General features: G+C 51.0%; 23 protein-coding genes. 18 read left to right on the forward strand and 5 right to left on the reverse strand.

The window, feature by feature from the left end; all coding sequences use genetic code 11:
- The first annotated feature begins 288 nt into the window (after positions 1–288).
- The 5 genes from JL719_RS00110 to JL719_RS00130 all read left to right on the forward strand — a co-directional run bounded on the left by JL719_RS00110 (position 289) and on the right by JL719_RS00130 (position 6,409).
- Positions 289–942 (forward strand): hypothetical protein, encoded by a 654-nt coding sequence (locus tag JL719_RS00110; RefSeq protein WP_033157612.1) that lies wholly within the window; start codon positions 289–291, stop codon positions 940–942.
- Positions 943–1,166: 224 nt separating this feature from the next.
- A complete protein-coding gene (locus JL719_RS00115) occupies positions 1,167–1,475 on the forward strand; it encodes a nucleotidyltransferase family protein (RefSeq protein WP_432205832.1) in 309 nt (102 codons plus the stop codon).
- Between the two features lie 102 nt (positions 1,476–1,577).
- Entirely contained in the window at positions 1,578–3,539 is a 1,962-nt protein-coding gene (locus JL719_RS00120; protein ID WP_033157610.1) for a hypothetical protein, read from the forward strand.
- Entirely contained in the window at positions 3,536–5,245 is a 1,710-nt protein-coding gene (locus JL719_RS00125) for a hypothetical protein (RefSeq protein WP_033157609.1), read from the forward strand. Before JL719_RS00120 ends, JL719_RS00125 begins: the two co-directional genes overlap by 4 nt.
- 543 nt (positions 5,246–5,788) lie before the next feature.
- Positions 5,789–6,409: a hypothetical protein gene (locus JL719_RS00130; RefSeq protein ID WP_033157608.1), complete on the forward strand. Its 621-nt coding sequence runs from the start codon at positions 5,789–5,791 to the stop codon at positions 6,407–6,409.
- 296 nt (positions 6,410–6,705) lie between these two features.
- Here JL719_RS00130 and cueR read toward each other — a convergent pair whose 3' ends face one another.
- Both cueR and JL719_RS00140 read right to left on the reverse strand, forming a co-directional pair.
- Entirely contained in the window at positions 6,706–7,107 is a 402-nt protein-coding gene (cueR, locus tag JL719_RS00135; protein WP_033157607.1) for a Cu(I)-responsive transcriptional regulator, read from the reverse strand.
- 276 nt (positions 7,108–7,383) lie between these two features.
- Positions 7,384–8,121 (reverse strand): class I SAM-dependent methyltransferase, encoded by a 738-nt coding sequence (locus JL719_RS00140; RefSeq protein WP_225892947.1) that lies wholly within the window; start codon positions 8,119–8,121, stop codon positions 7,384–7,386.
- Positions 8,122–8,701: 580 nt separating this feature from the next.
- On the opposite strand from JL719_RS00140, the gene rep reads away from it, so the two are divergent.
- On the forward strand, positions 8,702–10,708 hold the full coding sequence (gene rep, locus JL719_RS00145; protein WP_033157606.1) for a DNA helicase Rep: 2,007 nt from the start codon (positions 8,702–8,704) through the stop codon (positions 10,706–10,708).
- Between the two features lie 2 nt (positions 10,709–10,710).
- On the opposite strand, the gene JL719_RS00150 is transcribed toward rep, so the two are convergent.
- Positions 10,711–12,051, reverse strand: coding sequence for a DegQ family serine endoprotease (locus tag JL719_RS00150; RefSeq protein ID WP_129871458.1), 1,341 nt, complete (start codon positions 12,049–12,051; stop codon positions 10,711–10,713).
- A gap of 152 nt (positions 12,052–12,203) precedes the next feature.
- On the opposite strand from JL719_RS00150, the gene JL719_RS00155 reads away from it, so the two are divergent.
- Positions 12,204–13,535 (forward strand): cyclic nucleotide-binding domain-containing protein, encoded by a 1,332-nt coding sequence (locus JL719_RS00155; RefSeq protein WP_033157604.1) that lies wholly within the window; start codon positions 12,204–12,206, stop codon positions 13,533–13,535.
- Positions 13,536–13,594: 59 nt separating this feature from the next.
- Here the strand turns inward: JL719_RS00155 and rpmG are convergent, their stop codons facing one another.
- Together rpmG and rpmB are read right to left on the reverse strand one after the other, a co-directional pair.
- The gene (gene rpmG, locus JL719_RS00160; RefSeq protein WP_013816853.1) at positions 13,595–13,750 is read right to left on the reverse strand and encodes a 50S ribosomal protein L33; all 156 of its coding nucleotides are present in this window, start codon (positions 13,748–13,750) and stop codon (positions 13,595–13,597) included.
- 11 nt (positions 13,751–13,761) lie between these two features.
- Positions 13,762–13,998 carry a 50S ribosomal protein L28 gene (gene rpmB, locus JL719_RS00165; protein ID WP_033157675.1) on the reverse strand — a complete coding sequence of 79 codons (237 nt, stop codon included), beginning with the start codon at positions 13,996–13,998 and terminating at the stop codon, positions 13,762–13,764.
- Positions 13,999–14,137: 139 nt separating this feature from the next.
- On the opposite strand from rpmB, the gene gshB reads away from it, so the two are divergent.
- The 11 genes from gshB to JL719_RS00220 all read left to right on the forward strand — a co-directional run bounded on the left by gshB (position 14,138) and on the right by JL719_RS00220 (position 26,782).
- Entirely contained in the window at positions 14,138–15,088 is a 951-nt protein-coding gene (gshB, locus tag JL719_RS00170; RefSeq protein ID WP_033157674.1) for a glutathione synthase, read from the forward strand.
- A 1-nt stretch (position 15,089) separates the two neighbouring features.
- Positions 15,090–15,983, forward strand: a complete 894-nt coding sequence (locus JL719_RS00175; protein ID WP_033157603.1) for an energy transducer TonB — start codon at positions 15,090–15,092, stop codon at positions 15,981–15,983.
- 16 nt (positions 15,984–15,999) lie between these two features.
- Positions 16,000–16,566, forward strand: a complete 567-nt coding sequence (locus JL719_RS00180) for a YqgE/AlgH family protein (protein WP_033157602.1) — start codon at positions 16,000–16,002, stop codon at positions 16,564–16,566.
- Positions 16,559–17,005 (forward strand): Holliday junction resolvase RuvX, encoded by a 447-nt coding sequence (gene ruvX / locus JL719_RS00185; protein ID WP_051670127.1) that lies wholly within the window; start codon positions 16,559–16,561, stop codon positions 17,003–17,005. The genes JL719_RS00180 and ruvX overlap by 8 nt, the downstream gene beginning before the upstream one ends.
- A gap of 101 nt (positions 17,006–17,106) precedes the next feature.
- Complete coding sequence (gene pyrR, locus JL719_RS00190; protein ID WP_033157601.1) at positions 17,107–17,628, forward strand: bifunctional pyr operon transcriptional regulator/uracil phosphoribosyltransferase PyrR; 522 nt, start codon at positions 17,107–17,109, stop codon at positions 17,626–17,628.
- Positions 17,625–18,590 (forward strand): aspartate carbamoyltransferase catalytic subunit, encoded by a 966-nt coding sequence (locus tag JL719_RS00195; protein WP_033157600.1) that lies wholly within the window; start codon positions 17,625–17,627, stop codon positions 18,588–18,590. The genes pyrR and JL719_RS00195 overlap by 4 nt, the downstream gene beginning before the upstream one ends.
- The gene (locus tag JL719_RS00200) at positions 18,587–19,876 is read left to right on the forward strand and encodes a dihydroorotase (RefSeq protein ID WP_033157599.1); all 1,290 of its coding nucleotides are present in this window, start codon (positions 18,587–18,589) and stop codon (positions 19,874–19,876) included. Before JL719_RS00195 ends, JL719_RS00200 begins: the two co-directional genes overlap by 4 nt.
- Positions 19,877–19,931: 55 nt before the next feature.
- Positions 19,932–20,636 carry an LOG family protein gene (locus tag JL719_RS00205; protein ID WP_033157598.1) on the forward strand — a complete coding sequence of 235 codons (705 nt, stop codon included), beginning with the start codon at positions 19,932–19,934 and terminating at the stop codon, positions 20,634–20,636.
- 66 nt (positions 20,637–20,702) lie between these two features.
- The gene (locus JL719_RS00210) at positions 20,703–21,689 is read left to right on the forward strand and encodes an AAA family ATPase (RefSeq protein WP_033157597.1); all 987 of its coding nucleotides are present in this window, start codon (positions 20,703–20,705) and stop codon (positions 21,687–21,689) included.
- A complete protein-coding gene (locus tag JL719_RS00215) occupies positions 21,689–22,606 on the forward strand; it encodes a DUF58 domain-containing protein (RefSeq protein WP_033157596.1) in 918 nt (305 codons plus the stop codon). The genes JL719_RS00210 and JL719_RS00215 overlap by 1 nt, the downstream gene beginning before the upstream one ends.
- A gap of 33 nt (positions 22,607–22,639) precedes the next feature.
- The gene (locus tag JL719_RS00220) at positions 22,640–26,782 is read left to right on the forward strand and encodes an EAL domain-containing protein (protein WP_225892949.1); all 4,143 of its coding nucleotides are present in this window, start codon (positions 22,640–22,642) and stop codon (positions 26,780–26,782) included.
- Positions 26,783–26,785: the final 3 nt, after the last annotated feature.

Below are 26,785 nucleotides of genomic sequence, written 5' to 3' on the forward strand. Positions count from 1 at the left end.
TAACGATGGCTTTTTCCAAAAACAGATAATAGATCCCTTTCGTGGCAAAGATCGTTCTCCGTCACCACCACCTGGCTCTGTTGTTATTAATCCAGGAAACCAATACGTTCCGAGTGTCTCAGAACCCCCAAATAATTTGCCAAACACGCAGCCTATAACTCAAATGCCCCAGTACAGTAGTAGATGCCAAACAAATATTGGTAGTTGCATTTTAAACTCAGTTGGTCCTGTTGGAAGTAGCTGTTGGTGTAATGCGGGTTACAATCAAATAAATGGAGTTCTTTTACCATGAATGTAGATACCGCAATATCATTGTCGAAAAAAACAAGCGCCTTTTTTTGTGTGGCGCTTATACTTTTATTCGTGTTCGATATTGCATCTGCGGCATCTGGTAAACCCTCAAACGATACCGTCAAAACCGAAAAAATCACATTAACAGGAGGAGGAGGGTTCGAATCTATTCAACAAAACCATCAGATTGAAAGCTCACTTCGTGAGCAAATAGTCGAAATGAGTAACACTATAAAACGATTAAATTCTGAAGAGGATAAAGCACGTATCCAAGCCCAGATAAAATATTACGAATATCTTAATAAAAAGGCTGAAATTAACTTATCTCAATATAGGTGGCAACAAACAGCCTCTAATTATCTACTTTTTCTCGTTATGGTAGTGGTTTTATCTGGTATTTTCTTCTCTGGCTATCAAATATGGAAGTCGTCAAGCATTAAGGATATTTCGTCTGATTCCACAATAGAGCTTTCAATACAAAAAATAAAGGTAACTTCCTCAGTTGTAGGGGTTATTGTTTTAGCGATATCTATTGTTTTTCTGTATTTCTTTTTGATTGAGGTATATAGAATTAAAGTTGTCGATATGTCTAAATCTGAGATGGAAAGCTATTATACGGACAAAAAACAAGCTGTTACTGAGTCACGCTAACAAGGCAAATCAAAATGAATGTTCGCTGCCCTACGTGCCGCTTATTAGCGTTGTTAACGGCAGCTTTTGGCCGAACTTGCTTTATCAGAAGATGGGTTCGAAGTTTTTCAATATTAGTGGCACAAAATCTGGAATATTTCATTATTTGTGTCAAATGTGGGTTTTGTGTGTGACACAAATAATGAAATATCTTTTTAAAATCAACGGACCATTTTTCACTAATTATGTCACCCGACATAACGGTGAAACCGTCGGAAGCATTAGATTCAAAACGCATGGCGATACGCCAAATTGTGGATCGTTACAGAGTGACCAATCCGCGCGTATTTGGATCGGTGCTTTACGGTACAGACTGCGACGGCAGCGACCTGGACTTGCTGGTAGATACGTTGCCCGGTGCCACACTATTTGATCTTGGCGGACTACAACTTGAACTGGAAGATTTACTGGCAGTTCCGGTTGATCTTCTGACTCCCGGCGATCTGCCCGCCAAATTCCGCGAACAAATATTGGCCGAAGCCCAACCTGTATGACAGTCAATCGCCTTGCCGATTATCTGGAACATATGCGGCAAGCCGCATCCGATGCTTGTGGTTTCATCGAAGGTTTAAGGTTGGAAGAGTCAAATTAGGATAATGCTGACCTTATTCAATTTGCAATTAGAGGAAGTTCCTCTACAAGTCGCGAAGCTAGCATTCGAACTCCATTGTCAGGATACCCAAGATCTCGTAATTGAGTTAACAAACCCATCTACCATTTCGCCTCAGAAGATTGATGAGCTTTTTTACATTGAAGCAAATCAGTTGATATTCAAATCAATAGCAGCGAGAAATCATTGTACAGCTGTACATAGCGTTCATAAATTCAATAAAAATGACTCATCAATATCTGCGATACAGATATTTGATGAAGCTCATCAACTATGCGTACGTGAATTTCAAGAGATAGATACGGCTAGCGGGCGATTTTTGGGTTTAATGACTCAAACTGTGGACGTTCTAATGGCCGCGGTAGAAGCTATCGGTAGTGCAGATTCTAGTAAAGTCTTTCAAATTTTGAGAAGCATTGGAAATGCTTTGCCATTTCTAAGTAATTTTAGCTTGGAGGGTTTAGTTAAATTAGTAGCTGCGCAGCATTTAAAAACTTCCGGAGATATGGCTGCGGGCATGTTTTTCAATCAATTGATTAACTATTTATCCACGGTTCCGGTACGGGCAAAAGCTCTGTATGCAATAGTTCGAGAAAACATTGCTGACGAAAACATGACTTTGTATTGTTCTGCCCTGATTGCTTTGGCAAAGGCAGAGCACGGCCTTGAAGCCGTTAAGCTTGCGTTGAATGATGTAAATTCCGATTGCATCAACCTTTCAGTAAGTGCTTTGCGGGCATTGGGGGGTATAAGTAATGAATGGGATACAGAACCGGGTTTAAAGAACGACATTCAGAAAACCATAAAAACGTTGGTTCATCACCCGGATTCGAGGATTAGTAGTCAGGCTATAAATACTTTATCCAATGCGGCAGCCGGTCAGCATGAGCTAATTCCAGAGCTATTAGCTTATGCTAAACCTGATAATCATTCAGCGATACAAGTGCTTAGTAGCTTTGTTTTTATGAATCTTGCGACCGTCAAAGAGCAACCGAATCTGGCACAGTTATTATTAGCATTAACTAATTTACAAGTTGGCTATACACATCATTTTGACAGTGTGCTTGCGCGATTGATTAAAAATGGTACTCATGATCAATTGGTGTATGACTGTTTATCTACTTGGATACTTAAAAATTGTGATAGCAGAGGTGCAGACGAAAAGGTGAGCACTTGTTTTAACCAAAGCCTGATGCAATTGATAAACAAACCTTTGTTGTCGGAATTAATTACACGTTGGCTAATTTCTGATGAACTGGCTTTGGGTGCGGCTTTTGGTGATGTTATTAGTTATCTATGGAGTCATGGATTCGTGCAACCCGCTTTTTCGAAAGACGTTCTAGATACTTTAGAAAATGAAGACTTTAAATACCTTGCTCGGCGTTTACTCGGCTGGACATTTTTTGAAGAGCCTTTGCTTTCACTGACGTTTTCATTACTAGAGACAAAAGATGCGCAACGGAGAACCTTTGGCTGGGTACATGCGTTGCTAGCGAACGATGTAGGACGAAATTATCCTCTTGCCACACAGGAAGCCATTCGAGAAAAACTGAGCAGCGCTGGACCCGAAGTAGAAAAATTATTACAAGCAACGCAAGCAGAACTGCTTGCGCGTGCTGATACGATCAAGCAATTGCCTATTAGAAAAGAACTGTATCCACCGATGCCCGTTCGTATAAGGCATGCCATTGCACTTAAAAAAGAAAAGGAGGAACGCGAGGCAAGAGAAAAGGCTAGCGAACAATCCATATTTCAACAAATCTGCACAAGAATATGGACAAAGGGAGGGACGGGGAGTTTTTCCATTTTTCAGGGCAAAGTTAGCGAGGTCAATCGCTATGCTACCCACTCAATTTTTGTCACGTTGCCAGCACAATCTGTTATTGATCCACTTAATGACGAAATCACACGAATAAGCTTTAGGCTTGCCAAGCGTGGTGATGAATGAAGCTCGTCATCTCTGAATATTTGCGCACTCTCAAAGAGCGGGATGAGCTTGATCGTCTATTACCGGACTTGTTGCTGGAAATGGGGTATGTTCCTGTCGCGCGTCCGCAAACGGGTAATCGACAATACGGAGTGGACATCGCAGCCCGAGGTAAAAATGCAGACACAGGAATTGATGAGTTACTGCTTTTAGTGGTTAAACAAGGGGACATTAGCCGAAGCGAATGGGATAGCGGCAATCAAGCGGTACGCCAAAGTATCAACGAGATATTTGATGTTTATTTAAGATCGCATCTCGAACCTCAAGATAAAGATCGCACTATCCGCATCGTGGTTGTCACCAGCGGAGAGCTAAAACAAAACGTGCTAGCCAGTTGGAGTGGTTTTGTCAGCGAAAATCAAGATAAAGCAAAAATAGAATTTTGGGGAGCAGATGCCATCGCGGCACTAATAGAAAAACATCTTTTAGACGAAAATGTTTTTCATGACGAAGACCGCCGCGACTTAAGGCGCGCGCTGGCATTATCCGGCGATAGCGAATACGACAGACAAGATTTGCATCGGTTGTTTTTACGTGCCTTGGATTTGAAAGACAACGGAGAGTTGCTCGATAAACCAAAGACAGGTAAATCCTTTTTGAAAGCCTTGCGAATCGTCAATTTATCCGCCCAGGCATTTGCACATTGGACGCTACGCGATGATGGAGATACTCGCCAAGGTCTTTTCGCCGTAGAACGAGCCTTGCTTTGGTCGTGGCATCGTATTCAACTCGCCGATGAGAAAAGCAGAAAAGACGCTATCGCAGGAGCTTTCGGTGCGATGTGGTGGGGTTATTACCGTTTTGCGGCGCAATACTTCGCTAGGATTCAGCCGTATTGTTTCTTGGAAAATAGTTTGACTCGATTTGCTTCTAATGGTGTGGAATCGTCCCTGATCGCCTTTGAACAAATTGGAATCTTGGCAAGCATCGCTTTGTTTTTAGGTTTCCATCCATTCGCCACAGAGGAAGAGAAAAATTCTTGGTCTAGTTATGCTGGTGTGGTGATTGATGCACTGGAGGAGTTGTTAAAAAATAATGGCGTTAGCGGTTCACCCTGTCTTGACCGGCATAGCCAAGACATCACCTTGGCTCTTTTCGCTTTATTAGGGATGGGGCGAAGAGAGGTTGCCAATGAATGGTTAAGAAAACTGTTCCGCAACGTAGATTTCGCCTATAAAACTAAGAAATTTGTTCCTATTGCTACGGATTCCTTGGATGATTTGGTGGAGGAAGGTGGCTGGTTAGGAGGGCAAGCTACTGATCGTATGATGGAAATATCTTGGACGCTGGCAACTATTGCCGGCTGGAGTGTCATTCTTGGTATGGATGATCTTTATGAGGTGTTAGCGAAAAATGCTAAAGATGCATACCCTAATGTATGTATTCAAATATGGCATCCTGAAAAAGATCTGTATCAACATCTCTATTTCGAGACGGCTCATTTCGACTCAGGTGCGACTGAAGCGCCAATTCATTTGCCACCAACAGCAGCAGAATATAGAAAACAGATGAATATGATTCGGGAATCTGATTTTGGAAAAATTCTCATTGACTCACCGGCAGCCAAGGCAGAACTTATTGGGCTAGATTTCATTGCTTATCGTCACTTTCAAACACCGGTTCCACCTTCAGTTTGGTATTCGCCTCTGAACAATGTTATTGTTTAAGTTACAAGGCAATTTACATAAGTGAATTTCAAGGTTTTCTATCGATATTTTCACGTATAGAGATACTTCGAACGCACTCCCTTCAGCCCCGACCGCATATAACCCCAACCCGTTGGCATATAAAAATCTCTCGGCCGCATTCCCAAGAAGTCCGGCGGTACCTTCGTGCTTCTCGGCTGCAACTTCGAGCCTGGTGGGGGTGCCTTCCGGATTTGCGCAGGTGCGTTCCAGACATTGGGATATGCCTTCCGGGGATTTTTATATGCCGCCGGGACTGTTTGGAATGCGTTCGCGGTGGTCGGCAACCCGCACGGGTGCTTCGGAAGTCACTACAAAGTAAATGGCTACGCCTTCGGGTAATTTTAAAATCCAAACGCGCGACATTTAGCCGCACTTGTGTAAGTTGATAGCTTATCTATACTCTTGGGCAACATAGTTTTAACGCTAGTTATTCCCTTCGATTTATTCCAATACTTCCGCCGGCGATTCGGCTTGTTGGCCGTTGTCTGGCGTGCTTATCGTTTATTTATAAGGAGCACACTGATGGCTAAATCAGATTATTTCCCCCGCCCGGATGGCGAGTTATTGATATGGCATGACCGGTTTATCCTCAATCTTGCTGCTTTGAAAAGCCAGTTGGGTTTATCCGACGAGGACATTGCTGCCTGCAATACCGAGAACCAAGAACTGCATGGCAAAGTGTCGGCCGCCAATATTGCCGCTGCGGCCGCGCATCATGCGACCGCCGATAAGCAGGCTTATCGCGGCCAATTCGAGAATAAGGTGAGGGCATTGGCGCGGCGCATCAAGGCTCACCCCGGTTATACGGAGGCATTGGGTAGTCTGTTGGGTATCGTCGGTGCGGAAATCAATACGGATTTAACCGATGCCAAGCCGGTGCTGAAGGCTGCCGATCAGACCGGCGGTAATGTGTTACTGAGTTTTCAAAAATTCAAAAGCGACGGCATCAATATCTATTCCCAGCGCGAGAACGAAAGCGAATTTGTGTTTCTGGCCCGCGACACCCAAACCCGCTATGTCGATAACCGGCCGCTATTGGTTGCCGGCAAGCCTGAGCTGCGCCGTTATACGGCGGTTTATGTGGTGAAAGATATGGAAGTGGGCCAATACAGTGACGAATTGGTGGTGAGTTGTGCGCCGTAAGTGTGCTTCGATTCCAAGTGTGTTCGATTTTAGGGGATGCGTGATTCAGCCTTCGCTGGTTTCCCCGGTTTAGACACCTCATATTCGACAACGTCTATCTTTGTCCTTATTAACCAGACTGTTAAATTCCCTGGCTCCGTCATTCCCGCCTAAGCGGGAGCGACGATATTTGAGGGCTGGGTTAATAACTTGAGACTTATTACCCTTAAATATTCGTCATTTCCGCGTATTTGCAGATCCGGAACCAGCAAAACGGGGAGGCAACCAAGGGAGAATAATCGCTGGATTATGTAGTCTTAAACCAGCTGCTGGCCGAGTACCAATATATCGATAATCGGGCAATCCGGTTTATTGTCCCCGCTACAGGTCTGAGCCAACCGGGCCAGAATGTCGCGCATTTCGGTTAATTCGGCAATGCGTCGATTCAAATCTTCGACATGGGATTGGGCCAGCGCTTTGACATCGGCACTGACTCTTACCGGGTCTTGCCACAGCGAAACCAGATCGCGGATTTGCTCCAGCGAAAACCCTAGCCCCCTAGCTCGTTTGATCATCCGCAACACTTGCAAATCGGTGTCGTTGTAGGTCCGGTAGCCCGATGCGGTGCGCACGCTTTTTCTGATCAGTCCGATACCTTCGTAGTGCCGAATCATTTTCGCGGATACGCCGGTCATTTTCGCAGCTTGGCTGATATTCATCGCTCACTCTCCAATAGGGGGACTCGGCGTTGCGGGCGGCCAGTTCGCCGCCCGCTAGCGGGTTCGGTTAATGCCTGATGGATTGCAATAAGCCGGCGAGTTACCGCGATGGGACGGTCAAGCGATTTTTTTGCTTTTTTAGTCCCTGGTATTTTTTGAAAAAATCGCTCATGAAAAAAACGCAAGGCTCTAAACGACAGGTTTATCGGCGACGGCATAAATCACATTGGCTGAAATCTCGGTAACCGATTGGCTCACTAATTGGTCGAGATTGGCCTATTTCACCTTCTGTAGCTGTTCGCTATTGAGCTGATCCAAGGTGCCCCGATAACCGCTACCCATCGCCAATGTCCACCAATCCTCAGGCTCAGACAGAGCATGAGTCGCGGTTTCGGCAAAAATGCGCACATTGGTTAAACCGGCTTCGGCCAGCATCTCCAACAGTCCTTTCGGTGTGGAAATACGATCCCAAGGATTAAAGTCTTTATAGAGTTCGGGGCGTTGTTGGCGGATGGCTTGCCAAAGCGAGGTGTTGGCTGGCTCGAATAAATCCGGTCCCCAGGTTGTAATAGCCAATCGCCCGCCTGGCCGGACCTGGCGCCATAATTCTTTGACGGCGGCGGCCATATCAGGTACGAAAAAGATCCCAAACACGCAAACGACGGCGTCAAAATAACCATCGGGATAACCTAGAGCAAGCATATCATGGACCCGAAATTCCAGATTCTCAAGACCATCGGCTTGGGCTTTATCGGCTGCCCGAGTCAATAGTTTTTCCGCCAAATCGACCGCGACCACCCGGCCATCCGAGCCGACCATCCGCGCGGCCGGTAAGGCTGAAGCGCCGGTTCCGGAACAAACATCCAATACTTGGTCACCTTGCCTCAAACCTATTCGCTCAATGGTGCTATGACCGAAACGGTTCCAAAACGTGTTGGCCGGGTGATCGAATAAATCGGCGGCTGTGTTATAAGCATGTGCGGTTTTCTGATTGGCTACCCCATGTGATTCCATTTCAACCTCCTGAAAAAATATTCAAATTTTAGTCATGGATAGTCACCTTACCTCAGTGACAATCCGGAGGCATCAATCTAAAGGTTTACATAATGGGAAGGTCAAGCAGAATTAAGGCTTAACTATGATCGCTAGATGAACAATCTGCTCGGATCGTCGCCAGATCAACTACTGAACACCAGATTCAAAGCCTGGCGGGGAATTTAATCAGCGCTGCCCTAGGGAATAAGGCCGTAACCGCGCCAAGCAAAAGTACGGCAACAAGATTGATGTGTGTCATGTTCATTTGTTTGTTGCGCCACGTAGAGCAAAGCGAAGCTTTTTGCCCGTCCGTTTGACTGCCATGTTAGGCACTGTCTTTTCTCATCATGCGCTTTAGAATTGGTAGTCGGTAAGTCGACGTCCTTGATTTCGCTGACGCTGCATTGAGGCTGCACGACTCTCGGTGCTATGTCTCCGATTTCCAAAAAGACAATGTGCTCCGCGAGCTCCCATTAAGCCAACGCCCATTCGCCCAAGTTCACACAATTTTAGCTAGCCCTGCGATAATGGCCGGCCTGTCAATAACCCCTTTGTTTTCGTGTCCCCCAAACTCAACCCCCAACAACTCGCTGCCGTTAAAACCATCGATCATCCCTTGTTGGTACTGGCCGGTGCCGGTAGCGGCAAGACGCGGGTGATTACCGAGAAAATCGCTTATCTGGTGCAGCAAGGTACGCCTGCGCGACATATCGCGGCGGTGACTTTTACCAACAAGGCGGCGCGGGAAATGAAGAGCCGGGTCGGCAGGCTGATTGATGACAAAGCCAGTCGCGGCTTGCGGGTATCGACTTTTCATTCCCTGGGCTTGGATATTCTGCGCAAGGAACACAAAGCCCTGGGCTATAAGGCGGCGATCACCTTGTTCGACGAACAGGACCGGCTGACCTTGCTGCGCAATCTGATCAGCCATGGCGTCGGCGGTTGCGACATTGATAATGTCGAGCAGTACAACTGGCAAATCGGCCAGTGGAAAAACGCCTTTGTGACGCCCATCCAGGCTTTGAGCCAAGCCGATGCCAACAGTTTGCCTGCTGCGCTGCTTTACGAGGCATTTACCCGCAGTCTCAAGGCTTATAACGCCACCGATTTCGATGATTTGATTTTGCTGCCGGTGCTGCTGTTTCAACAACATCCCGACGTTTTGGAAAAATGGCAGAACAAGATTCGCTATTTGCTGGTGGACGAATACCAGGACACCAACATCACCCAGTATCAATTGGTGAAATTACTGGCCGGTAATTTGGGGCGCTTTACCGTGGTGGGCGACGACGACCAATCCATCTATGCCTGGCGCGGCGCGCAACCGGAAAATCTCAGCCAGTTGCAAAAAGATTACAGCCGCTTGCAAGTTATCAAGCTGGAACAAAATTACCGTTCCGCCGGGCGGATTTTGAAAGTAGCCAATCAGTTGATCGCCAATAATCCGCATGCGTTCGAGAAAAAACTCTGGAGCGAGTTGGGCTACGGCGACCCGCTACGGGTGCTGAGCCATAAAAACGACGTGGCCGAAGCCAAGCAAGTGACTGCCGAGATTGTGCATCACCGCTTCAAAACCGGCGGCAGCTATGGCGACTATGCGATTCTGTATCGCGGCAACCACCAGTCGCGCTTGTTCGAAAAGGAACTGCGCGAAAATAACGTGCCCTATTTCATCAGCGGCAGCGCTTCGTTTTTTTCGTATGCGGAAATCAAGGATGTATTGGCGTACCTGCGTTTGCTGGTTAATCGCGACGACGATGCGGCGTTTTTGCGGGTGATCAACACGCCGCGCCGCGAGATTGGGCCGACCACGCTGGAAAAGCTCGGCGCCTATGCCAACGAGCGGCATATCAGTTTGTTTGCAGCCTGCAACGAGTTAGGCCTGCAACAACGGCTGCCGGAAAAGTCGGTACAACGCTTGAGCAAGTTTTGCGATTGGTTGAAAGAGACGGCGATCAAGGTCGAGCGCGAGGATACCTTTGTCGTCGTCAACCGGATGATAGACGAGATCAACTATTCGGCTTGGTTACAGGAAAACAGCAAAACCCCCGCTTCCGCCGAACGTAAACTGAAAAATGTGTATGAGTTAATCGAATGGCTGCAGCGTATCGCCACCAAGGAGCAAGGCAGTGAACAGTCGCTGGCCGATGTGATTGCCAAGGTGATGCTGCTGGATATTTTGGACCGCAATCAAGAAGACGAAGCCGGCGACCAGGTCAGCTTGATGACCTTACATGCCGCCAAGGGCCTGGAGTTTCCACACGTGTTTTTGATCGGCATGGAAGAAAACCTGCTGCCGCATCAAAACAGCATCGAAACCGATAATATCGAAGAAGAGCGGCGCTTGGCCTACGTGGGCATTACCCGCGCGCAGCAGACCTTGACCTTTAGCTATTGCACGCACCGCAAGCGTTTTGGTGACTTGACCGAGTGCGAACCCAGCCGATTTTTAAACGAATTGCCGGAAGAGGATTTGGAATGGGCCAACAAAAAACAGTTGCCGCCGGAAGAAATTAAACAGCGCGGCAAGGCCAGCCTGGCCGCACTGAAAACGATGCTGAATTGAGTTTATTGCAATACCACGAAAAAGCCTTCGCCGCCGCGTTGCAGATTGACCAGCAACGGTGCATTCGGGTTGACCACTTGCTTGATCTCGTCCAGATTTCTGACCCGGTAGCGGTTGGCTGTGACGATGATGTCGCCGGGCCGCAGGCCGGTTTTCCAGGCTTTGGAGTTTTGTTCGACTTTTTCGATCATCACCCCTTCCACTTGATCCTTGGGAGTCACGCCGAGCACGGCACCGCTTAAAGTCGGATGCAGTTTATTGCCGTCCAGCTCCGGCCGTTTCGGCTTGCCGATGGTGGCTTGCAGTGATTTGCGTTCTTCGCCGCGCATGATTTCCAGGCTGGCGGTATCGCCGATTTGCAGCAAACCCACCGCGTTACGAATTTGGGCGCTGCCGCCTTTCACATCCTGACCGTTGATGTTCAGAATAATATCGCCCGGCTCCAGACCGGCTTTTTCGGCGGGCGAACCGGCTTCTACCCGGCTAACTACCGCGCCGTGCTGGCTTTTCAAGGCAAAGGCTTTCACCAGTTCCGGCGTCAAATCCTGCGTGGTCACACCCAGCAAGCCGCGGCGCACCTCGCCGTGCTGCACCAAGGATTCCATCAGCCGAGTTGCCATATTCGATGGAATCGCAAAACCAATACCGACGTTGCCGCCGCTGGGCGCGAGGATAGCGGTGTTCATGCCGACAAATTCGCCGCGTAAATTCACCAAAGCACCGCCCGAGTTACCGGGGTTGATCGAGGCGTCGGTCTGAATAAAATCTTCGTAACCTTCAATGCCCAAGCCGGAGCGACCCAGCGCGCTGACGATGCCGGAGGTGACGGTTTGGCCCAAGCCGAACGGGTTGCCGATGGCGACCACGAAGTCGCCAACTTTCAGTTGGCTGGAATCAGCTATTTTCAATGCGCTGAGGTTGTCGGCGGGGATTTGGATCACCGCCACGTCGGCTTCCGGATCGGTGCCCAGCAGTTTGGCGTTGAGCTGCCGGCCGTCGCTAAGGGTAACGGTGATTTTGTCCGCTTTGTCTATCACATGATTATTGGTCAACACATAACCTTGATCTTTATCGATGATCACGCCGGAGCCCAAGCTGTTTTTCTGCTGTTGCCGCTGGTTTTTGGGGATGTTGAAAAAACGCCGAAACATCGGATCGTTCATTAACGGATTTTCCTGCACCCGCACATTGGTCGAGGTGGAAATGTTAACGACGGCGGGCATACTTTGCTCCAGCATCGGCGCCAGGGACGGCAAAGGTGCGCCGTCGACTTGTCCGGGCAATTCTGCGCTGGCTCGCCAGCTGCTCAGGCCAAACAAGATAATCAGGAATAGTTTGTTCATGTTCGTCATGGTTTTTGCATTCCAGGCAGTTAAGTTGCCAGCATGGACTCGCTGGGCGGGAAAATGTTTCACTGAGAGTTTACTTAATAATCGACTATCATAGATTAAGTTTTCTTGTTGGTTTCCCTTCACTTTTTATTCGCGACGAGTACGTGGCTGTCGACATCCATTCCGCTGAAGGCCGTGTGATTCGGCAATTAATTCCGCTATCCACCTTGCCCTTCAGTAAATTTGAGGCGCTGTGCGCACAAATCAAGGTCGAGGATGCGGAAGAAGGCCAATTTTTGTTCAAATGCGGGGATGAACCTAACGATCTGGTGTATTTGATCGATGGCAGCGTGACCTTACAGACCGATCTGTTAAAGATCGAAACGATCAAGTCCGATAGCCCCTCGGCGCGCTTTGCGCTGGCGCATCAAATCCCCAGGAAAGTGCATGCCGTTGCCAATAGCCGAATTCGTTTTTTGCGTTTGAATGCTGATATGATGAAATCGGTTCAAGATGTCCCGTATGAAGAAGCAGAGAGTTTTATGGTAGCTGAAGAGGTGGAGGATAATGACGACTGGATGACGACATTGTTGAAGTCGCCGGTATTTCGAGCGTTGCCTCCGGCTAATTTGCAAAAAATTTTGATGGGCATGGAGGAAGTGCGCGTGAATGCAGGCACTGTCATTGTCAATCAAGGTGAGCAGGGCGACTTTTACTACATCATCAAACGAGGGCAATGCTTGGTGAGCAGGAAACCTGCACCCAACGCCAAGGAGATTAAGCTGGCGCAACTCAGCGATCAGGATACTTTTGGTGAGGATGCATTGATTTCAGGCGAGCCTCGCAACGTTACGGTCAGTGCGTTGACGGATGTTTGCCTGTTGCGATTGGGTAAGGAGCAGTTTCTGAACTTGATCAAACAGCCGACGCTTAAATATATCAGCTATAAAGACGCTCAAGACTTGGTGACCAAGGGTGCGGATTTGATCGATGTGCGCGAGCCCGATGAATACAAGCCAAAGCATTTGCCGTTCAGCATCAATCTGCCGTTTTTTTCCTTGCGCATGCAGCTAAAAACCTTGAATCGGCAGCATCCCATCGTCGTGGTTTGCCAGAACGGCAAGATTAGCGAAACGGCGGCTTTTATCCTGATGCGGCACAAATTCAATGCGCTGATTTTAAGCGGCGGTATCGACAGCATTAACCCGGACGAACTGAAAGCACCTTCATCGTTTCCGATCGACGACGGTATTGAGACCGGTAATTTTAGAGGGAGCAGCGGCGAGAGCGAGACGAGTCACTCGTTCACCGAGCAATCCTCAATACAAGATGATATGGAGCGTTTGCGGCGTTTTCTGCAGCAACTTAAAACCAAATATAATATTTTGGAAGCCGAGAAGAAAGCTTTGGAGATGAAATATTTGGCACTTGCCAAATTTACGGAATCGCTGAAAGCGGAGCTGGAAGCGATGAAGAAAGCCGGTGGCGGTGGCTAGTCGGAAAAAACCCTGCTACTAGCCCGCCAACGCCTGAAAGCTGATCAATAAAACGCTGTTTATTTGATCTTGGCTTCTTTGTACATCACATGCTTACGAACCACGGGATCAAATTTTTTGATCTCCATTTTTTCAGGCATGGTTTTTTTGTTTTTGGTGGTGGTGTAGAAATGGCCTGTGCCTTCGCTAGATACCAATTTGATTTTGTCGCGCATTGTCAGTCTCCTTAATATTGTTCGCCGCGTTTACGCATATCGGCCAAAACAGCATCAATGCCGTTTTTGTCGATGATACGCATACCTTTGGAAGATACTCTCAAACGAACCCAACGGTTTTCGCTTTCAACCCAAAATCTGTGGTGATGCAGATTAGGCGTAAAACGTCTTTTGGTTCTGTTCATCGCGTGTGAAACGTTGTGCCCTGTTACTGGGCGTTTACCTGTTACTTGGCATACTCTGGACATGACTACCTCAATGCGAGCTTTTAATTCAAAATAGCCGCGCTTTATAACAAAAAAACTTTTGTTGGTAAACAACAGCCTGCAAAATAAATTTGATAAAATCGGTTTTATTTCCCCTCGCTTCGGAATTTACAGGACTTTAATGGCTATTAAACTCGGCATGGTCATGGACCCCATCGGCCAGATCAATATTAAAAAGGACACCAGTTTCGCGATGTTGCTGGAAGCCCAGTCTCGCGGTTGGGAGCTGCATTACATGGAACTGTCCGACCTTTATATGCGCAACGGCGACGCTTATGCCCGTTCCCGCGTGCTGGAAGTCGAACGCGACGACAAGCAGTGGCATAGGTTTCTCGGTGAACAGCAAATAGCCTTGTCCGAATTGGACGCGATCATCATGCGTAAGGACCCGCCCTTTAATCAGGAATATATCTACGCCACTTATATGCTGGAACAGGCTGAGCGCCAGGGTGTTTATGTGGTCAACAAGCCGCAATCGCTGCGCGACGCCAACGAAAAAATGTTCACCGCCTGGTTTCCGCAATGTTGCACCGATACTTTGGTAGCCCGAGACCCGCAAAAAATCCGCGACTTCTTAAAAGAGCACCGGGAAATCATCTTGAAGCCCTTAGACGGCATGGGTGGAGCGTCGATCTTTTACGTCAAAGAGCATGACCCCAATCTTAGCGTGATTCTGGAAACCATGACTCAACACGGCAGCAGTTACATCATGGCGCAAAAATACCTGCCTGCCGTGAAAGACGGCGACAAACGGATCTTGGTGGTCAATGGCGAACCGGTGCCTTATTGTCTGGCACGGATTCCGGCCAGCGGCGAAAGCCGGGGCAATCTGGCAGCCGGCGGACGCGGCGAAGGCCGGCCATTGAGTGACCGTGATCGCTGGATTGCCGAACAGGTCGGGCCAACCTTACGCGAAAAAGGCTTGATATTTGTCGGCCTGGATGTCATCGGCGACTATCTGACCGAAGTCAACGTCACCAGTCCAACCTGCGTGCAGGAGCTGGATAAACAGTTCGGCATTAATATCAGCGCTCAATTAATGGACCACATCGCCGCTCAATGCCAGGCCTGATATGTACGCGCCGGACTTGACTCCCACGCCGTTGTCGCAAGGTGATTCGCTGCTGACGGCGTTGTTTGTGGCGGCGGTACTGCATGTGATCGTGTTGTTGGGCGTTAATTTCACCGCACCGCAGCCACCTAAGATCAACCGCTCGATTGAAATAACCGTGGCCCATGCTCCGGTGAAAAAGGCGCCCAAGGATGCGAAACATCTGGCAACGGAGCATCAAATAGGTGCCGGCGAGGAAACCCGCAAACCGGAGCCGCCGCAGCAAAAAATAGCCACTCAGGAACAATCGATCAGTCCGCCGGCAAAGAAAGTCTTGCCGCATCCGGTGGTTCCACAAGTCAAACCGGTCGCCGAGAGACTGCTTACCCAAGCCAAAGCGCCGGTTAAGGTGGTGACGGAACCCGAGCAACCGGTAGAATTACCGGAAGCTGTTGAAGTTCCGGAATCTGCCCCCAAATTATCCCCGGAAGCGCTTCAGCAACAAATCGCCCAACTCGGCGAGCGCATCAGAAATACCCAACAAAGCGCGCAAGATACTAAGATTAAATTCGTCAACTCGGTTAGCACGCACAAGTATCTCGCGGCGCAATATGTCAAGGATTGGGAGGACAAGGTTGAGCGCACCGGCAATCTGAATTATCCTGAGGCGGCGCGCAAAAAAGGCGTTTCGCAATCCTTGACCATGGACGTGGGGATTAACGCCGACGGCAGCATTTACAGCATGCGGATTGTCCGGTCATCCGGCAATTCCGCGCTGGATGACGCCGCGAAACGGATTGTGAAGATGAGTGCGCCCTTTGCCGCTTTACCCGATGATTTGTTGAGAGAAGTGAACGTTTTGGTGATTACCAGGGTCTGGAAATTCTCAGACGAAACCGGCATGACTGCCCGCTAGCCCATACAGCACTCCAATGACAGACGTTACTTATTTAAATAACCAGTTTTTGATTGCGATGCCCGGCTTAGCCGACCCGCATTTTTTTCACACGGTGACATACCTGTGCCAGCACAACGAAGAAGGTGCGCTCGGCATTGTCATCAACCGACCGACCGGCATGAAATTACGCGACATTTTCGAGCAAATGGGGATTAAAACCAAGCTGGAAAATGTATTGGAAACCCCGGTGTTTGCCGGCGGCCCGGTACAGCAGGAACGCGGCTTTGTCATTCACGATGCCTGTGAACAACGCTGGGATTCCAGTATCAGTACCGCCGAGAATATTACGCTGACCAGCTCTCGCGACATTCTCGAGGCCATTGCCGAAGGTAAAGGCCCCAACCACTATTTGATCGCCTTAGGTTACGCCGGCTGGGGTAGCGGCCAACTAGAAAAAGAAATGGTCGAAAACGCCTGGCTGAACACGCCATGCGGTGAAGAGATACTCTACGAAACGCCGATTAGCCAGCGCTGGAATGCGGCGGCGGGACAATTAGGTATCGACATTAATCGCCTGACCACGCCGGCAGGTCATGGTTAAGCTCGATCCGCTGGCGGCAAAATTCAGCAGCGATGCGTATTTAGGGTTTGATTTCGGCAACAAAAAAATTGGGGTCGCGGTGGGACATGCCGATACCGGCATTGCCAGTCCGCTGCAAACCATCCAATCGCTTAATCAAGTGCCGGACTGGCATAAAATCGGTCAGCTGATCGCCGAATGGCGGCCCATAGGTTTGGTGGTCGGCATTTCTCGACAGAACGATGGTTCGGATAATGTGATTACCCCGCGCATGCAAAAATTCTGTCGGCAGCTGAATGGTCGTTACAATCTACCGGTGCACCAAATCGACGAAACACTGACCACGTTCGCCGCTAAACAAATGCTGTACGACGACTTGAAGGTTAGCGCTACTAAATTATGGGCCGTGCAAGATCAACTGGCCGCACAGATCATTCTGCAAAGCTGGTTTGATCAGTAAAAAGACGAAAACGGTTTTACGCCCATGCAGCCTTATTATCCCGTCGCTTTCAGCTTTTTCCCGAATTTCATAACAATAACAAGATTCCCCCTGTAACCGTCATGCCCATCACCACGCTGAATATCGATAACCTGCTCGACACTCTGGAAGCCGCGATTCGCCGGCAGATTAGCGAGCGTAACTTGCATAATCCTTTGCTAATCGGCATACACAGCGGTGGCGCCTGGATCGCACGGCATATGCATCAGCGTTTGGGTTTGAGCGAACCCTTGGGCATGCTGGACATCACCTTTTATCGCGACGATTTTTCGCAAATCGGCATGCATCCCAAGGTCAAAACCAGCCAATTGCCGCCGCATCTGGAAGGCCGCGACATCATTCTGATCGATGATGTGTTTTACACCGGCCGCACCATCCGTGCCGCGTTGAACGAGATTTTCGATTACGGCCGCCCCAATCAAGTAGTACTGGCGGTATTGATAGAGCGCAACGGCCGGCAGATTCCCTTGCAACCGGACTGTTACGGTATCCGCATCGATCTGGCCGGCGATCAACGTATCAAACTGACCGGTCCTGATCCACTGGGCATCGAGATCCAATCCCCGCAAGTGGTGGCGGCATGACCCGACACATCCAGCTTACCGAACAAGGCAAGCTCAAGCATTTTCTGACGATCGAAGGCCTGGATAAGGAGCTGCTGACTGAAATTCTGGATACCGCCGAATCATTTGCCGGCATGTCGGAACATCAAGTCAAAAAAGTGCCGTTGCTGCGCGGCAAAACCATCGTCAACCTGTTTTTCGAAAACAGCACCCGCACCCGCACCACTTTCGAGCTGGCGGCCACCCGGCTGTCGGCGGACGTGCTGAGCATGAACATCGCCACGTCCGCCACTTCCAAGGGTGAGAGTCTGCTGGATACCATTCACAACCTGGAAGCGATGCACGTGGACATGTTCGTGGTTCGCCATGCCCTGAGCGGGGCGGCGCATTTTATCGCTCAACACACCGCCCCGCATATCAGCGTGATCAACGCCGGTGACGGCCAGCACGCCCATCCTACCCAGGCGATGCTGGATATGTTCACCATCCGCCAACATAAAAAACAATTCGAAGGCCTGAAAGTCGCCATCGTTGGCGACATCTTGCATTCGCGGGTGGCGCGTTCGCAAATCTTGGCTTTGAACACATTGGGCGTTGCCGAAGTGCGGGTAATAGCTCCCAAAACGCTGTTACCGGCGCAAGTCAAAACTATGGGCGTGATACCCATGCATGACATGGACGAGGGCCTGGATGATGTGGATGTGGTCATCATGCTGCGTTTGCAAAAAGAACGCATGAATTCGGCGTTTTTGCCTAGCGAAAGCGAGTTTTTCCGCTGTTTTGGTTTGACCGAAGCCAAGCTTAAACGCGCCAAAGCCGATGCCATTGTGATGCATCCCGGACCGATCAATCGGGGTGTGGAAATTGCCTCCAGCGTCGCCGACGGCCCGCAATCGGTGATCTTGCAGCAAGTCAGCAATGGCGTGGCTGTGCGGATGGCGATTATGTCGATGGCGATGCACAGTCAAGGAGGAGCGGCATGACCAAGATTTTGATTAATAACGGCCGCATCATCGATCCGGCCAACAACATCGATGCTATCGGCCCGGTTTGTATCGCCGACGGCAAGATTGTCTCGGTGTTGGAGCACGCCGCCGATTTCACTCCCGAACAGATTATTGATGCCAGCAGTCAAATCGTCTGCCCCGGCTTCGTCGATCTAAGTGTGCGCTTGCGCGAACCCGGCCATACCCAAAAAGGTAATATCCTCAGCGAAACCCGAGCGGCGCTAAGCGCTGGCGTAACCTCTCTTTGCCTGCCGCCAGATACCAAGCCCTGCATCGATAGCCCGGCGGTAGTCGAGTTCATCAAGGACAAGGCCGAAAAAGCCGATTACCCGCAAATTCATAGCATAGGGGCGTTGACGCAGCGTTTGGCCGGCAGCGAATTGAGCGCGATGTTCGCGTTGAAACAGGCCGGCTGCATTGCCGTCAGCAACGCCAGCGAACCGCTCGGCAATCTGTTGATATTACGGCGGGCGATGGAATATGCCGCCACTCATGACTTGCTATTAATGTATCGCGCCAACGAAGCGGCCCTGTCCGGCAAGGGCTGTGCGCATGAAGGCGCGGTAGCCAGCCGCTACGGTTTACCTGGCATTCCGGAAGCCGCTGAATCGATTGCCTTGGCGCAATGTCTGGAGTTGGCGGAGTTGACCGGCTGTCGGGTGCATATTAGTCAAATCAGCTGCAAACAATCGGTGATCAAATTGCAGCAGGCCAAGAAATACGGCCTAAACGTCACGGCCGACGTGGCGATTCACCAACTGCATCTGACCGAAGACAATATCACCCCATTCGACAGCAACTACCATGTATTGCCGCCGCTACGTAGCGCCATCGACCGCCAATATCTGCGCGAGGGCCTGGTTAACGGCACCATCGACGCGATCTGCTCCGACCACCAACCACACGATCTGGATGCCAAACTCGGCGCCTTTCCGGAAACCGAAGCGGGCGTGGCTGCACTGGAAACCCTGTTGCCATTGACGCTGGCACTGACCCAACAACATCGCATCGGTTTGTCGCAAGCCATCGCCAATCTGACCTGCAAACCGGCACACATTTTAGGCCTGGCTAGCGGCGTATTAACACCGGGTTCTGCGGCCGATGTGTGTATTTTCGATCCGCAAGCCAATTGGCCGGTTAATCGCGACAACTGGCTTAGTGCCGGTTGCAATACGCCGTATTGGCAGCAGACCTTGACTGGGCGCGTGACCCATACCTTGCTGGCCGGTAAGCCGGTGTATCGCTTGGTTGAGCTGCCGTGAACAGGTTATTTCGTCCCATTGTAAGTAGCACAGCGTGCTCATTAAGGAATAAATCATGAGTTGCATCAAAAACCGCCGCACCGACGGCTCGACATCCTCCAGTATCATCGACGACCTGAAAGGCGATCAATCTTGGCGGATTTTTCGCATTATCAGCGAATTTACCGAGGGCTTCGACGAACTGTCCGGATTGTGCGACGCGATTTCGATTTTCGGTTCCGCCCGTTTGCCGCCCGAGCATTTTTATTATCAAAAAACTGTGGAACTGGCGGAAATGCTCAGTAAGGAAGGCTTTGCCGTGATCAGCGGCGGCGGGCCCGGCGTGATGGAAGCCGCCAACAAAGGCGCGATTTTGCATGATCAACCGTCTATCGGCTTGAACATCGAATTGCCGATGGAACAAACCCCCAATCCTTACCAAAACATTTCGCTGAATTTCCGTTATTTTTTCGTGCGCAAGGTAATGTTCGTGCGCTACTCGATCGGTTACGTGTGTATGCCGGGCGGTTTCGGCACGCTGGACGAGTTTTTCGAAGCCTTGACCTTGATGCAAACCCACAAAATCTATCCGATTCCATTGGTACTGTTCGGCAGCGATTTCTGGAGCGGACTGATGGATTGGATGAAAGCCAAAATGATGGAATACGGCACCATTTCCGAGGAAGATTTGGCTCTGATCACCGTCACCGACGATCCGCAAAAAGTGGTCGACATCATGGTTGCGCATCGCGAGTGGAAAGATTTGCAGCGCAAAAATTAAGCGCCGCGCAACTTTCAGGACTCAACTCGGTCACAACCTCGTTAAACATAAGGATTTTTTACACACATGACTGCGACAAGTCTTAGCCCCAGCCAAGCCGCCTTACAAAATCTCAAAACTCACATCAACACCCAGATCATCGGCCAGGAAGTTCTGGTTGAAAGGATGTTGATTGCCCTGCTGGCCGATGGTCATTTGTTGGTGGAAGGTGCGCCGGGCTTGGCGAAAACCCGCGCCATCAACGTGCTCAGCCAAGGCATAGAAGCCGACTTTCATCGCGTGCAATTTACCCCGGACTTGTTACCGGCTGATTTGACCGGCACCGAGATTTACCGGCCGCAGCAAGGTAGTTTCGAGTTTCAGAAAGGTCCGTTGTTTCATAACTTAATCCTGGCCGACGAAATCAACCGCGCACCGGCTAAAGTCCAGGCCGCCTTGCTGGAAGCCATGGCAGAACGGCAGATCACGGTCGGTAAAGCCACGTATCCGCTACCGCCCTTATTTATGGTGATGGCAACGCAAAATCCTATTGAGCAGGAAGGCACTTACCCCTTACCGGAAGCGCAACTGGATAGATTTTTACTGCATGTAAAAATCGATTATCCCAATGCCGAACACGAGCAAGCCATCCTGCATTTGGCCCGCGCCGAGGCCAAGGGCGCACTGCAAAACCAGGGCAGCGCACCGCCTAAAGTGAGCCAGCAAGCCTTATTCGCCGCGCGCGGTGAAGTGTTGGATTTATATCTGGCCGACAGCTTGGAGCAATATCTGCTGCAAATCGTGCTGGCGACCCGCAATCCCGGCGCTTATGGTCAGGATTTGGCCGGCTGGATTCAATATGGCGCCAGCCCGCGAGCCAGCATTGCCCTGGACCGCTGCGCGCGCGCCAAGGCCTGGCTGCAACAACGCGATTTTGTTGATCCCGGCGACATTCAAGATATGGCTTACGACGTGTTGCGCCACCGCCTGATTCTGTCCTATGAGGCTGAAGCCGAGGGCATTAACGCCGATTATGTGATCAAAGAATTGATAGCCAGAATTGCCGTACCCTAATGAATAAATCGCCAGCGACCGACAACCCCCGGGTGACGGTCACTCTAAAAGCCTTGGTGGATCTGGCCAAGCCGGCCGGTATGCTCAGTCTGGGGCACGCCAATATCCGCGCCGCGCAAAGCGGTAATTATCTGTCGCATCTGAAGGGCCGCGGCATGGCCTTCGACGAAACCCGGCTCTACCAACCCGGCGATGATGTGCGGCGCATCGACTGGCGCGTCACGGCCCGCACCGATAAGCCCCACAGCAAGATTTTCAAGGAAGAACGGGAAAGGCCCATGTTCATTGCCGTGGATTACCGCGCCACCATGGCTTTTGCCACGCGCGGCGTGTTCAAATCCGTGCAGGCTGCCCGTTTGGCCGGTTTGCTGGCTTGGGCGGCATTGAAGCAAGGCGACCGGATTGGTGGGCAGATTTTCAGTGATGACGGTTGCCAGGAAGTAAAACCGCAAACCGGCAAACCGGCGCTGTTGCGGTTTTTAAATGCCCTGGTCAATCCGGATTACAACGGTGCGGCTGTCGTCAACCTGGCGCAGCCTCTGGCCAGATTGCTGCATCATGCCCGGCCCGGCAGCCGGGTGTATATTCTCAGCGATTTTCGCGGGATGAATAGCGCGGCCGAAAATCATCTGGCCAATCTGGCCCGGCATTGCGAGGTGGTGTTGGTACACATCGCCGACCCGCTGGAAAGCAGTTTACCGACCCAAGGCCGCTACCGCTTTACAGACGGCTGGCGCGAAGTGCTGTTCGATAGTGGTGACAAACAGCGCCTGCAAGCCTATCGGCAGCGCTTCCAAGACCGGCAGGCGTATCTGCAAAAGCTGGCCAATAAACTGCGTCTGACCTTGATACCCTGCACGACCCAGCAAATGCCTTTGGACGCATTGAACGGCACCCGCGCGCGTCCGGCGGCCTAAGACCTTCTCAATCTGGCCATGCGCATCCCCAATTTGTCTCATTCAATAGATTTTCCGGTGCCGGATAACGAGACACAAAGTATCGCGCTCGTCAGCCCGTTGGTTTTACTGATACAAATCGGCGTACTGAGTTTGCTGATGTTTGCCGGCGGCTGGCTGGGCGGCAAAATGATCATTCCGCCCGGCTATGCCAGTCCGCTATGGCCGCCAGCCGGCATCGCACTGGCTGCGCTATTTATGGGTGGCCGCAGGCTTTGGCCCGGAATCTGGCTGGGTGCGGCGTTCAGCAATTTTCTGGTGACTATTGATTTTTCCGGTCAATTGACCGCGCAAACTGCGATGTCCTCCTTTGCCATTGGCGGCGGTAGCGCCTTGCAGGCGTTGGCGGCTCTGGCTTTATCCAAAGCCTACGTAGAACCGGGTTTGCCCAAATTGGATAGTCCGGCCGCCATACTCAAGTTTTTTGTCCTGGCCGGGCCGGTAGCCTGTCTGATCGCGCCCAGCGTAGGCGCAGCCGTACTTTATTCATTGGACTTGATGAGCCAGGCGCAACTCTGGTCGTCCTGGCGAAACTGGTGGGTTGGCGACAGTTTGGGCGTGATGATAGTGACGCCGCTATTGTTTTGTTATTTCGGACGCCCCCGTGCGCTTTGGCAGGCGCGGCGCTTGAGTGTCGCGCTACCCTTACTGGGCACGCTGCTGGGTTTGGTGCTGGTATTTTTGCAAGCCTTTCAAGCGGAACGCGCACGCATTCAACAAGCTTTCGACAGTCGGGCCGCCGAGATAGACCGGCTGCTGGCGGAATATGCCATTGATGTAATCGATAGTACGCTGGCGCTAAGAGATGTATTTCTGGCATCCGGGCAGGTGAGCAGAGCCGAATTTAGCGTGTTTTCCCAGGGTATCCTGCAACGCCATCCGGAAATCCAAGCCCTGGAATGGCTACCTCTGATTACCCAAGCTGATTTACCGGCCTTCGAACAAGCGGTACGCGCCGAAGGATTTCCTGATTTTCGCGTCATCGAACGAGATAGTGCCGGTCAATTGGTGCATGCAAGTGCCCGGCAGGAGTATTTTCCGATCATGTTTGTGGAGCCGATGGCCGGCAACGAAAAAGCCTTTGGCTTCGATTCCATGACAAATCCTCTTAGCCGGCAAGCAAAAATCCTGGCCCGCGCCAGCGGTAAACCCACCGCCTCGCAAAAACTGACGCTAATGCAGCGTGACGATACTGATCCCGGTATTTTGGTGTCCATTCCGGTTCGCCGGCATAGCACCGGCGGCGATGTCTTGGATATTACCGGCTATGTCTCGGCAATCTTACTGCCGGCCAAAATGGTGGAAACAGTCACCAGGGGGCTCAACACCGATACGCTGGGTATCAGCATTGATGACCTCAGCGCGCCCGCCGGACAAACGGCTTTGTATGTAAAACCGGTACGCAAACCGGTGTCGCTAAACTACGACTTAAAAAAATGGCAGCATAATTTTGCGTTTGTGGATCGTAATTGGCAAATTACCGTCACGCCGGATAGCGATTTCGTCAACGAACAAGGTTCATCGCTACCTTTGATTACGCTGATCGGCGGACTCTGTTTTACCAGCTTGCTGAGTATTTTATTGTTGATCATCAGCGGCAGAACCGCCTCCGTGCAAGCTTTGGTGGACGAACGCACCCAGGCATTGGCCGACGCGGTTGCGGAATTGGAAACCGCCGCCAATATCGCCAAGGAATCGGAGTTAAAGCTGCGCACTATCGTCGATTCCGAACCGGAGTGTGTGAAACTGCTGGCGCGGGACGGCAGTTTATTGCAAATGAACCGCGCCGGTCTGGACATGATAGAAGCCGAGACGCTGGAGCAAGCCCAACAAGGACGCATGGAGGATCTGGTATTGCCTAAGTACCGGGCAGCCTTTAAAAAATTGACTCGGCGGGTGTTTGCCGGCGCATCAGGCACACTGGAATTTGAAATCGTCGGCCTGAAAGGCCGGCAACGCTGGTTCGATACCCACGCTGTGCCGATGCGCGATGCGGAAGGCAATATCGTAGCCTTGCTGGGTTTGACCCGCGACATAACCGAACGCAAGCAGGCCGAGGAACATCTGAAACTGGCTGCGCGAGTATTCAGCGAGGCGCACGAAGGTATTTTAATTACCGATCCTGGCGGGATCATCGTCGATGTGAATCCGACTTTTTCCGAGATTACCGGCTATAGCCGCGCTGAAGTGATAGGCCGAAACCCGAGCCTCTTGCAATCCGGTAAATACGGTGCGGATTTTTACCGGGATATGTGGCAAGCCTTGCATGAAGCGCAGCATTGGCAAGGCGAATTGTGGAACCGTAAAAAAAACGGCGAGTTGTATGCTGAGTGGCTAACGGTTTCTGCTTTGTGTGATGCCGACGGCAAGGTCACTCACTATATCGGGCTATTTTCCGATGTCACCCAGGCCAAGCAGCAGCAACAGATGCTGGAATTGTTTGCCCATTACGATCCGCTCACCCGCCTGCCGAACCGGATTTTATTCGCTGATCGCTTGAATCAAGCCATCGCCCATAGCAAGCGGGAGAACACTTTGCTGGCGATTTGCTTCCTGGACCTGGACGGCTTCAAGCCGGTCAACGACCAGTTCGGCCACGACATCGGCGACCGGGTGTTGGTGGAAGTGGCGGAAAGAATCAAAAGCGCGATTCGCGAGGAAGACAGCGTGTCGCGGCATGGCGGCGACGAATTCGCGCTACTACTGGGCGATATAGACTCGATTGAACAATGCGAGCAAACCATCATGCGCATTCACCGGGCGATTGCCCAGCCGTATGTCATCGACGATCAGCCGATTTCGGTCGGCGCCAGCAGCGGTTTTACCGTATATCCGCTGGATGATGCCGACGCCGACGCCTTATTGCGGCATGCCGACTATGCCATGTACCAGGCTAAATTGGCCGGCAAAAACCGTTGCCAGTTGTTCGATGCCAGCCACGACCAACAAATCATGCATCGCCACCAACAACTGCGCGACATCGAAGCGGCGTTTTTAAACAACGAGTTGTGCATGTATTACCAGCCCAAGGTGGATATTAAATCCGGCCAGGTTAAAGGCGTGGAGGCCTTGATCCGCTGGCTGCATCCGCAGCGCGGCATGGTGCCGCCGTTGGAGTTTCTACCGGTGATTGCCTCCACCGATCTGGAAATCCGCATCGGCAATTGGGTCATCGCGCAAGCTTGCGAGCAGCTGGCGGGCTGGCATGCGCGCGGCTTGCCGTTGGAGGTCAGCGTCAACATCTCCTCCTATCATTTGTTGTGGTCCGGGATTGGTGCTTATATCGAAGACACTTTACGCCTTCATCCGGAACTGGACGCCCGCTACCTGCAATTGGAAATTCTGGAAAGTACCGCATTGGATGATTTGTCGGCAGTGAACCGGATTATCACCAGCTGCCGCGAGCAACTGGGCATCAGCGTGGCCCTGGACGACTTCGGCACCGGCTACTCCTCGTTGACGCATTTGCGGCATCTGTCGGTAGATACCGTAAAAATCGATCAGACCTTTGTCCGCGACATGCTCGACGATCCGGACGACTACGCCATCATCGACAGCGTGATCGATCTCAGTCAGGCTTTTAGCCGGGAAGTCGTGGCGGAAGGCGTGGAAAGTCAGGAACAAGGTATCGTGCTGTTGCTGCTGGGCTGCCATCTGCTGCAAGGTTATGCGATTGCCCGGCCGATGCCGGCAGCGGCGATTGCCGACTGGGTGATTGCTTACCGGCCTTTCGACGACTGGCAAATTTATGCGGATGCCGAGCTGTCGGCGGAACAGGTTGACATAGCGATTCGCCGCTTCGACACCCGGCAGTGGTTGCAGCGGGTCCAGGCCTGCCTGTTCGCAGAGCCGCAAGGTGCCGTAAAAAGCTGGCCCATCATGGACCAGCGTCGTACCCATCTGGGCCGCTGGCTGAAGCAAGTACAACACGACCGACAGTATGCCCAGGATTGGCTGGAACATATCGAACAATTACAGCGGCAATTGCATGTCCTGGCCGAAAGTTTGTTGAAACGCTGCGAGACCGGCCAGCGCGATGCCGCGCAGGCGGGTTTTAACGACCTGCGGGCTATTCAGCAGCAAATCGACGACATGTTGATTTTGTATACCCCACTCCCCAATTTGGACGCGATGTAGATA

The sequence above is a fragment of the Methylomonas sp. LW13 genome, assembly GCF_016865255.1.
GTDB lineage: Bacteria > Pseudomonadota > Gammaproteobacteria > Methylococcales > Methylomonadaceae > Methylomonas.

What these genes read in the sequence shown, in the direction of transcription:
- JL719_RS00110 (WP_033157612.1), top strand. Translation starts at nt 289, where the DNA reads ATGAATGTAGATACCGCAATATCATTGTCGAAAAAAACAAGCGCCTTT.
- JL719_RS00115 (WP_432205832.1), top strand. Translation starts at nt 1,167, where the DNA reads ATGTCACCCGACATAACGGTGAAACCGTCGGAAGCATTAGATTCAAAA.
- JL719_RS00120 (WP_033157610.1), top strand. Translation starts at nt 1,578, where the DNA reads ATGCTGACCTTATTCAATTTGCAATTAGAGGAAGTTCCTCTACAAGTC.
- JL719_RS00125 (WP_033157609.1), top strand. Translation starts at nt 3,536, where the DNA reads ATGAAGCTCGTCATCTCTGAATATTTGCGCACTCTCAAAGAGCGGGAT.
- JL719_RS00130 (WP_033157608.1), top strand. Translation starts at nt 5,789, where the DNA reads ATGGCTAAATCAGATTATTTCCCCCGCCCGGATGGCGAGTTATTGATA.
- cueR (WP_033157607.1), bottom strand. Translation starts at nt 7,107, where the DNA reads ATGAATATCAGCCAAGCTGCGAAAATGACCGGCGTATCCGCGAAAATG.
- JL719_RS00140 (WP_225892947.1), bottom strand. Translation starts at nt 8,121, where the DNA reads ATGGAATCACATGGGGTAGCCAATCAGAAAACCGCACATGCTTATAAC.
- JL719_RS00150 (WP_129871458.1), bottom strand. Translation starts at nt 12,051, where the DNA reads ATGAACAAACTATTCCTGATTATCTTGTTTGGCCTGAGCAGCTGGCGA.
- rpmG (WP_013816853.1), bottom strand. Translation starts at nt 13,750, where the DNA reads ATGCGCGACAAAATCAAATTGGTATCTAGCGAAGGCACAGGCCATTTC.
- rpmB (WP_033157675.1), bottom strand. Translation starts at nt 13,998, where the DNA reads ATGTCCAGAGTATGCCAAGTAACAGGTAAACGCCCAGTAACAGGGCAC.
- gshB (WP_033157674.1), top strand. Translation starts at nt 14,138, where the DNA reads ATGGCTATTAAACTCGGCATGGTCATGGACCCCATCGGCCAGATCAAT.
- JL719_RS00175 (WP_033157603.1), top strand. Translation starts at nt 15,090, where the DNA reads ATGTACGCGCCGGACTTGACTCCCACGCCGTTGTCGCAAGGTGATTCG.
- JL719_RS00180 (WP_033157602.1), top strand. Translation starts at nt 16,000, where the DNA reads ATGACAGACGTTACTTATTTAAATAACCAGTTTTTGATTGCGATGCCC.
- ruvX (WP_051670127.1), top strand. Translation starts at nt 16,559, where the DNA reads ATGGTTAAGCTCGATCCGCTGGCGGCAAAATTCAGCAGCGATGCGTAT.
- pyrR (WP_033157601.1), top strand. Translation starts at nt 17,107, where the DNA reads ATGCCCATCACCACGCTGAATATCGATAACCTGCTCGACACTCTGGAA.
- JL719_RS00195 (WP_033157600.1), top strand. Translation starts at nt 17,625, where the DNA reads ATGACCCGACACATCCAGCTTACCGAACAAGGCAAGCTCAAGCATTTT.
- JL719_RS00200 (WP_033157599.1), top strand. Translation starts at nt 18,587, where the DNA reads ATGACCAAGATTTTGATTAATAACGGCCGCATCATCGATCCGGCCAAC.
- JL719_RS00205 (WP_033157598.1), top strand. Translation starts at nt 19,932, where the DNA reads ATGAGTTGCATCAAAAACCGCCGCACCGACGGCTCGACATCCTCCAGT.
- JL719_RS00210 (WP_033157597.1), top strand. Translation starts at nt 20,703, where the DNA reads ATGACTGCGACAAGTCTTAGCCCCAGCCAAGCCGCCTTACAAAATCTC.
- JL719_RS00215 (WP_033157596.1), top strand. Translation starts at nt 21,689, where the DNA reads ATGAATAAATCGCCAGCGACCGACAACCCCCGGGTGACGGTCACTCTA.